Raw genomic sequence first — 2622 nt, 5'->3', positions numbered from 1 at the left:
CGGCCAGCCTTTGTCATCGTGGATGGCGCGCCGGGCCTGGAGCAGGCGCTCGCGGCCGTGTGGGAGGGTGTGCCCCTGCAGCGCGGCACGGTGCATAAGCACCGCAACCTGCTCGCCCATGCGCCCAAGCGTCTCTACGACGCGATCACGGCGGACTACACCGACATGATCTATGCCGCCACGGCCGAGGAAATTGAGGAGCGCCGCCAGGCCTTTCTCCGCAAATGGCGGCTGCGGCATCGGGCGGTGGCGGACAGCCTGGAGGAGGCGGGCGAGGCGCTGTTTGCTTTCACGACGCTGCCGTCCTCGCAATGGAAGTCGGCCCGCACCACCAATGCCATCGAACGGCTGCACGAGGAGTTCAAGCGGCGGATCAAAACCCAGACGGTGCTGCCCTCGGCTGCCACCGCCGCCATGCTGTTCTGGGCTCTGCTCGCATCAGGTCAGATCACCATGCGCAAGGTCGATGGCTGGAAGACACTCACGCAAGCATCAGCCGCAAAGGAGACGATTGACCTCGCCGCCTGACCCAATACGATGTTCATGCCGGAGATCGCGCCACCCGAATTTCAACACAGCTCGCGACGGCACCTCGAAGGTGCAGCGAAGACACTGGTAGCAGTGAGCAGGAGGCTGGTTACAATTAGTGTGCGAACAATCATAGCAATTCCTCTCTGTACTGTTTGGAATGTATCGTCCATGAGAGGGATCAATCCCTCGCTCATGTTCAGATCTGTCGCTCTGTCTGTAGCTGACGGAACGGCGCAACTTAGCCAATGTGCGCTGTCTTCATAAGGGAACAGTCATTAAAGGAAGAGCGCCAGTTGCGCTTGGCGCTCAAGGTAGGCCGCCTTTCACGGCCCGTTTCAGAGGAAACAACGACCGTGCCGTCTCGGCACGCAAAGAGGCTGCGCCTGAGACATTAATAATTGGTTAGCGCTGCGAGAGCGAAAGTTCATCTATCGCCATGGTTCCCGATTAGGCTTTGACTTAGAGCCGCTTCATCAGCCGCGCCGCTGCCGTGACCAGCTGCGCATCCAGCATGCTCTCATAGGTCGCCCAGCACATGCTCTTAGGCTTGGGCTGAAAATTGCAACTCAATCCGTGTGCCCGCATGGAAGCGACTGTCAGGGGTAGCAACCGATGTTCACGCCATGCTAGTCGGCTTGGTGAGTGATGAAGTGCATATCAACCGGAGATCCGCATTGCGCGTGTTTGTGATAACACTGACATTGCTGACGGTCAGTTCAGCCCTCGCAGGTTGCCAAATTGGGGGACGCATGGGCGTTCTTCCTCGGACCGGCATCACTCCACCGCCCTCACTCGTCGGCGACCTCCAAGAAGGTCCTCGGCCCGGAAGCAGTCCACCTGCTTCATTAGACAGTCAATCGTCTGGCGGCCCTGCAACCGAATCCGACCCCGCGCCCGACTCGGAATCAGCCGCGCCGTTGCTGACGCGAGTTTTGCTCATATTCCAGTAGCAATCCGCAGGCTCTCTGGCCTCAACTTTGCGGAAATAGATTGTATGCGCGCGTCATGGACAGCCCACATCTGCCGAATTGGCACCGTCCTCTTATTCCGGGGATTCTGGTCAAGCCCTTTGAGCAGCCCTTTCCGTCAGTTCGGCTGATATCACCTGTCGGGTCATGGTTCTCTCCGCGGTCGGCAGACACCGCCGCATGATGGGGTCGGAAGCCTCAGCCTCGCCATGTTGCATACGCGGTCAATCTGCTCCCTGAGGTTCAGGTTTCAGGCCGCAACGGTGCCGAGACAGCCGACATCATGGACAGCCAGATCAGGGCTAGGGCGAAGGCTCTGTGCGTCGACGATGGCTTCGATCCGGATCTGATGGTGACGCACGCCTACGGCGACGACTTCACCGCCCAGGAGTGGGAGTCCTGCTGGACGTCGAACCCGGAAGTCCCCTTCCAAGAGATGGCCAGCCCGATGTGGAGGCTGTACCGCGTCTACGCGTTCATGGAATTATCGCAACTCCAGAAGGTGGTCGAGACCAGCTACAACGTGGTCTTCTTCAGGCGAAGCAACGTTTAGCGTGCGGGGAACACCGGACGTCGTGCTGACAGCTCCCACCCACAGAGTGCCGGAACAGCGGTTACTTGGCTGCGGTTGCGGTAGGTGCGATCTGATCCCCAAACCAGACCCAGGCCTTGCTGTCCGTTCCCTCCCCCTTGACGTAGACGTACCCTGTTTGCTGCCAGGGCAGAACGGCATCCCTCTTGTTGTCCAGGATGAGATCGCCGCGATCCGTGCGCACCCTCAACACGGCATGCCCGGCGCCCAGTTCATCGATGACAACCGTCATGCGCATTGCTCGTCGCGGCAGCCCCCGTTCAACCAGGAGCTTGCGCTTGAGCAGTTGGATGTCCTCACAGTCGCCAAGCCCGTCGTCCGGATAATCCCAGCGATCCACGACACCCCAGTGATCCTGGTCGGCCACCGCCGCGATCGTTCGGTTGACGTGCGTGTTGACCTCCTGAAGAGAGGCCCAGATGCCGTCGGTCAGCGGGATGGTGTCCGGCTCAGAAGAGTCGATCGAGCACTCTTGTGGCTGCTGATCACAGAACTGCATCCAAGCCAGCGTCGGTCCGGCTTCTCCGGAAG

At 60.1% G+C, this 2622-nt stretch carries 3 protein-coding genes; 2 read left to right on the top strand and 1 reads right to left on the bottom strand.

Features of this window, described 5'->3' with window-relative positions; all coding sequences use genetic code 11:
• Both DDF70_RS35975 and DDF70_RS35970 read left to right on the top strand, forming a co-directional pair.
• A partial coding sequence (locus tag DDF70_RS35975; protein WP_170316122.1) for a transposase occupies positions 1 to 528 on the top strand: 528 nt, incomplete at its 5' end.
• 1254 nt (positions 529 to 1782) lie between these two features.
• On the top strand, positions 1783 to 2052 hold the full coding sequence (locus DDF70_RS35970) for a hypothetical protein (RefSeq protein ID WP_114949209.1): 270 nt from the start codon (positions 1783 to 1785) through the stop codon (positions 2050 to 2052).
• A gap of 61 nt (positions 2053 to 2113) precedes the next feature.
• Here the strand turns inward: DDF70_RS35970 and DDF70_RS35965 are convergent.
• Positions 2114 to 2622 (bottom strand): transglutaminase-like cysteine peptidase (locus tag DDF70_RS35965; RefSeq protein WP_114948973.1); only part of this gene is annotated, 509 nt, incomplete at its 5' end.

Source organism: Microvirga calopogonii, assembly GCF_003347665.1.
In the GTDB taxonomy this organism is placed as follows: domain Bacteria; phylum Pseudomonadota; class Alphaproteobacteria; order Rhizobiales; family Beijerinckiaceae; genus Microvirga; species Microvirga calopogonii.
This window is presented reverse-complemented; position numbering and strand designations above follow the sequence as displayed.